This is a genomic window from Kitasatospora sp. NPDC057015, from assembly GCF_042673745.1.
Lineage (GTDB): Bacteria > Actinomycetota > Actinomycetes > Streptomycetales > Streptomycetaceae > Kitasatospora.
Map to the genome: position 1 here is coordinate 1 of NZ_JBHUSG010000108.1, position 5,714 is coordinate 5,714.

The 5,714-nt window shown below is 51.5% G+C and carries 5 tRNA genes and 3 rRNA genes; all 8 read right to left on the reverse strand.

The features are described 5' to 3' along the window. Positions 1 to 275: 275 nt before the first annotated feature. Positions 276 to 348, reverse strand: a tRNA-Thr gene (locus tag ACFTWP_RS41135). A gap of 2 nt (positions 349 to 350) precedes the next feature. Beyond that, positions 351 to 425: transfer RNA gene (locus ACFTWP_RS41140), tRNA-Asn, on the reverse strand. Between the two features lie 46 nt (positions 426 to 471). Continuing rightward, a 5S ribosomal RNA gene (rrf, locus tag ACFTWP_RS41145) occupies positions 472 to 587 on the reverse strand. 50 nt (positions 588 to 637) lie between these two features. Next, positions 638 to 3,567 (reverse strand): 23S ribosomal RNA (locus ACFTWP_RS41150). Between the two features lie 169 nt (positions 3,568 to 3,736). After that, positions 3,737 to 5,286 (reverse strand): 16S ribosomal RNA (locus ACFTWP_RS41155). Together the 16S, 23S and 5S rRNA genes with 5 tRNA genes alongside form the textbook arrangement of a ribosomal RNA operon. A gap of 100 nt (positions 5,287 to 5,386) precedes the next feature. After that, positions 5,387 to 5,460: transfer RNA gene (locus tag ACFTWP_RS41160), tRNA-Gly, on the reverse strand. A 10-nt stretch (positions 5,461 to 5,470) separates the two neighbouring features. Further along, a tRNA-His gene (locus tag ACFTWP_RS41165) sits at positions 5,471 to 5,546 on the reverse strand. A 29-nt stretch (positions 5,547 to 5,575) separates the two neighbouring features. Further along, positions 5,576 to 5,649, reverse strand: a tRNA-Trp gene (locus ACFTWP_RS41170). Positions 5,650 to 5,714: the final 65 nt, after the last annotated feature.

The following is a 5,714-nucleotide window of genomic DNA, read 5'->3' on the forward strand; positions in this document are numbered from 1 at the left end:
GCCAGAATACAGCTTCAGATAACGGTAAACCGTATTGTTATTTATACTGTTCATTATGACAAAAGTAATTATATCAAGGTTTTGATAAAAGTCAATACCGTTTAACAATTAATTATGTTAATCTCTTTTGCATCCTTGAAGAAAGGCTTCATCAGAAGACGCGCTAAATACCTATACCTTAACTGGTACAATCAGCAACAGATATTTACTGAACTAAACAAAAAATAACAGTTCCATAACGCGCGGAAACTGCTTCAGATCAACGTATTTAGATAAGCTTCCAAGCGGGCTCGAACCGCTGACCTCTTCCTTACCATGGAAGTGCTCTACCTGCTGAGCTATGGAAGCAATGGCTCCGCAGGTAGGACTCGAACCTACGACCGATCGGTTAACAGCCGATAGCTCTACCACTGAGCTACTGCGGAATATTATAAGCTTCATAAACAAAAACATGGTAGATAAAATAAAAAAGCTTGGCGGCGTCCTACTCTCACAGGGGGAAACCCCCGACTACCATCGGCGCTGAAGAGCTTAACTTCCGTGTTCGGCATGGGAACGGGTGTGACCTCTTCGCTATCGCCACCAAACCATTGAGAGTGTTCTCTCAAAACTAGATAACAGTAAGCATACATTCAAATTGGTTAAGTCCTCGATCGATTAGTATCTGTCAGCTCCATGTGTCGCCACACTTCCACCTCAGACCTATCAACCTGATCATCTTTCAGGGATCTTACTTCCTTGCGGAATGGGAAATCTCATCTTGAGGGGGGCTTCATGCTTAGATGCTTTCAGCACTTATCCCGTCCGCACATAGCTACCCAGCGATGCCCTTGGCAGAACAACTGGTACACCAGCGGTGCGTCCATCCCGGTCCTCTCGTACTAAGGACAGCTCCTCTCAAATTTCCTGCGCCCGCGACGGATAGGGACCGAACTGTCTCACGACGTTCTGAACCCAGCTCGCGTACCGCTTTAATGGGCGAACAGCCCAACCCTTGGGACCGACTACAGCCCCAGGATGCGATGAGCCGACATCGAGGTGCCAAACCTCCCCGTCGATGTGGACTCTTGGGGGAGATAAGCCTGTTATCCCCGGGGTAGCTTTTATCCGTTGAGCGATGGCCCTTCCATGCGGAACCACCGGATCACTAAGCCCGACTTTCGTCCCTGCTCGACTTGTAGGTCTCGCAGTCAAGCTCCCTTGTGCCTTTACACTCTGCGAATGATTTCCAACCATTCTGAGGGAACCTTTGGGCGCCTCCGTTACCTTTTAGGAGGCGACCGCCCCAGTCAAACTGCCCACCTGACACTGTCTCCCCGCCCGATAAGGGCGGCGGGTTAGAAGGTCAATACAGCCAGGGTAGTATCCCACCGATGCCTCCACCGAAGCTGGCGCTCCGGTTTCCAAGGCTCCTACCTATCCTGTACAAGCTGTACCAACATTCAATATCAGGCTGCAGTAAAGCTCCACGGGGTCTTTCCGTCCTGTCGCGGGTAACCTGCATCTTCACAGGTACTATAATTTCACCGAGTCTCTCGTTGAGACAGTGCCCAGATCGTTGCGCCTTTCGTGCGGGTCGGAACTTACCCGACAAGGAATTTCGCTACCTTAGGACCGTTATAGTTACGGCCGCCGTTTACTGGGGCTTCAATTCGCACCTTCGCTTACGCTAAGCGCTCCTCTTAACCTTCCAGCACCGGGCAGGCGTCAGCCCCTATACTTCGCCTTACGGCTTCGCAGAGACCTGTGTTTTTGCTAAACAGTCGCCTGGGCCTATTCACTGCGGCTCTCTCGGGCTTGCACCCTAACAGAGCACCCCTTCTCCCGAAGTTACGGGGTCATTTTGCCGAGTTCCTTAACGAGAGTTCTCTCGATCACCTTAGGATTCTCTCCTCGCCTACCTGTGTCGGTTTGCGGTACGGGCACCTCTCACCTCGCTAGAGGCTTTTCTTGGCAGTGTGGAATCAGGAACTTCGCTACTATATTTCGCTCGCCATCACAGCTCAGCCTTCATGGGAAACGGATTTGCCTATTTCCCAGCCTAACTGCTTGGACGCGGATATCCAATACCGCGCTTACCCTATCCTCCTGCGTCCCCCCATTGCTCAAATGGTGAGGAGGTGGTACAGGAATATCAACCTGTTATCCATCGCCTACGCCTTTCGGCCTCGGCTTAGGTCCCGACTAACCCTGAGCGGACGAGCCTTCCTCAGGAAACCTTAGGCATTCGGTGGAGGGGATTCTCACCCCTCTTTCGCTACTCATACCGGCATTCTCACTTCTAAGCGCTCCACAAGTCCTTCCGGTCTTGCTTCACAGCCCTTAGAACGCTCTCCTACCACTGTTCGAAGAACAGTCCGCAGCTTCGGTGATACGTTTAGCCCCGGTACATTTTCGGCGCAGAGTCACTCGACCAGTGAGCTATTACGCACTCTTTAAATGGTGGCTGCTTCTAAGCCAACATCCTGGTTGTCTAAGCAACTCCACATCCTTTTCCACTTAACGTATACTTTGGGACCTTAGCTGGCGGTCTGGGCTGTTTCCCTTTCGACTACGGATCTTATCACTCGCAGTCTGACTCCCAAGGATAAGTCATCGGCATTCGGAGTTTGACTGAATTCGGTAACCCGGTAGGGGCCCCTAGTCCAATCAGTGCTCTACCTCCAAGACTCTTACCTTGAGGCTAGCCCTAAAGCTATTTCGGAGAGAACCAGCTATCTCCAGGTTCGATTGGCATTTCACCCCTACCCACACCTCATCCCCGCACTTTTCAACGTGCGTGGGTTCGGGCCTCCATTCAGTGTTACCTGAACTTCACCCTGGACATGGGTAGATCACCTGGTTTCGGGTCTACGACCACGTACTCAATTCGCCCTATTCAGACTCGCTTTCGCTGCGGCTCCGCATCTTCTGCTTAACCTTGCACGGGATCGTAACTCGCCGGTTCATTCTACAAAAGGCACGCCATCACCCGTTAACGGGCTCTGACTACTTGTAGGCACACGGTTTCAGGATCTCTTTCACTCCCCTTCCGGGGTGCTTTTCACCTTTCCCTCACGGTACTGGTTCACTATCGGTCACTAGGGAGTATTTAGCCTTGGGAGATGGTCCTCCCGGATTCCGACGGAATTTCACGTGTTCCGCCGTACTCAGGATCCACTCAGGAGAGAACGAAGTTTTGACTACAGGGCTGTTACCTCCTATGGCGGGCCTTTCCAGACCTCTTCATCTACCTCGTTCCTTTGTAACTCCGTACAGAGTGTCCTACAACCCCAAGAGGCAAGCCTCTTGGTTTGGGCTAATCCCGTTTCGCTCGCCGCTACTCAGGGAATCGCATTTGCTTTCTCTTCCTCCGGGTACTTAGATGTTTCAGTTCCCCGGGTCTGCCTTCTCATATCCTATGTATTCAGATATGGATACCACTCCATTACGAGTGGTGGGTTTCCCCATTCGGAAATCTCCGGATCAAAGCTTGCTTACAGCTCCCCGAAGCATATCGGTGTTCGTCCCGTCCTTCATCGGCTCCTAGTGCCAAGGCATCCACCGTGCGCCCTTTCTAACTTAACCGTTAAAAAGAATCACTATGTGATATCTTGTATTACTAATTGAATGTGATGTCTACTGTTATCTAGTTTTCAAAGAACACGTTTCGAAGGAATGATCCTTCAAAACTAAACAAGACAGGGAACGTTCTGTTTATAAGACCCAAGGTCTTATATTCCGTTAAAATCCTTAGAAAGGAGGTGATCCAGCCGCACCTTCCGATACGGCTACCTTGTTACGACTTCACCCCAATCATCTGTCCCACCTTCGGCGGCTGGCTCCTAAAAGGTTACCTCACCGACTTCGGGTGTTACAAACTCTCGTGGTGTGACGGGCGGTGTGTACAAGGCCCGGGAACGTATTCACCGCGGCATGCTGATCCGCGATTACTAGCGATTCCAGCTTCACGCAGTCGAGTTGCAGACTGCGATCCGAACTGAGAACAGATTTGTGGGATTGGCTTAACCTCGCGGTTTCGCTGCCCTTTGTTCTGTCCATTGTAGCACGTGTGTAGCCCAGGTCATAAGGGGCATGATGATTTGACGTCATCCCCACCTTCCTCCGGTTTGTCACCGGCAGTCACCTTAGAGTGCCCAACTGAATGCTGGCAACTAAGATCAAGGGTTGCGCTCGTTGCGGGACTTAACCCAACATCTCACGACACGAGCTGACGACAACCATGCACCACCTGTCACTCTGCCCCCGAAGGGGACGTCCTATCTCTAGGATTGTCAGAGGATGTCAAGACCTGGTAAGGTTCTTCGCGTTGCTTCGAATTAAACCACATGCTCCACCGCTTGTGCGGGCCCCCGTCAATTCCTTTGAGTTTCAGTCTTGCGACCGTACTCCCCAGGCGGAGTGCTTAATGCGTTAGCTGCAGCACTAAGGGGCGGAAACCCCCTAACACTTAGCACTCATCGTTTACGGCGTGGACTACCAGGGTATCTAATCCTGTTCGCTCCCCACGCTTTCGCTCCTCAGCGTCAGTTACAGACCAGAGAGTCGCCTTCGCCACTGGTGTTCCTCCACATCTCTACGCATTTCACCGCTACACGTGGAATTCCACTCTCCTCTTCTGCACTCAAGTTCCCCAGTTTCCAATGACCCTCCCCGGTTGAGCCGGGGGCTTTCACATCAGACTTAAGAAACCGCCTGCGAGCCCTTTACGCCCAATAATTCCGGACAACGCTTGCCACCTACGTATTACCGCGGCTGCTGGCACGTAGTTAGCCGTGGCTTTCTGGTTAGGTACCGTCAAGGTACCGCCCTATTCGAACGGTACTTGTTCTTCCCTAACAACAGAGCTTTACGATCCGAAAACCTTCATCACTCACGCGGCGTTGCTCCGTCAGACTTTCGTCCATTGCGGAAGATTCCCTACTGCTGCCTCCCGTAGGAGTCTGGGCCGTGTCTCAGTCCCAGTGTGGCCGATCACCCTCTCAGGTCGGCTACGCATCGTTGCCTTGGTGAGCCGTTACCTCACCAACTAGCTAATGCGCCGCGGGTCCATCTGTAAGTGGTAGCCGAAGCCACCTTTTATGTTTGAACCATGCGGTTCAAACAACCATCCGGTATTAGCCCCGGTTTCCCGGAGTTATCCCAGTCTTACAGGCAGGTTACCCACGTGTTACTCACCCGTCCGCCGCTAACATCAGGGAGCAAGCTCCCATCTGTCCGCTCGACTTGCATGTATTAGGCACGCCGCCAGCGTTCGTCCTGAGCCAGGATCAAACTCTCCGATAAAGTAGTTTGACTGACTACGCACATCGCTGTGCGATTTATTTAAAACTTTGAATTAACAGGTACGTTTTGTCTTGTTTAGTTTTCAAAGATCATTCAATAATGGAGCGGGTGATGAGAATCGAACTCACGACATCAGCTTGGAAGGCTGAGGTTTTACCACTAAACTACACCCGCAATTTTTATTTGGGGCGATTGATGGGAATCGAACCCACGAGTGCCAGAGCCACAATCTGGTGCGTTAACCACTTCGCCACAACCGCCATAGATGTAATGAATTATAAAGTATAATTGGCAGGGGCAGTAGGAATCGAACCCACACCGGAGGTTTTGGAGACCTCTGTTCTACCGTTAAACTATGCCCCTATTTATAAAATGGTGGAGGGGGGCAGATTCGAACTGCCGAACCCTGAGGGAGCGGATTTACAGTC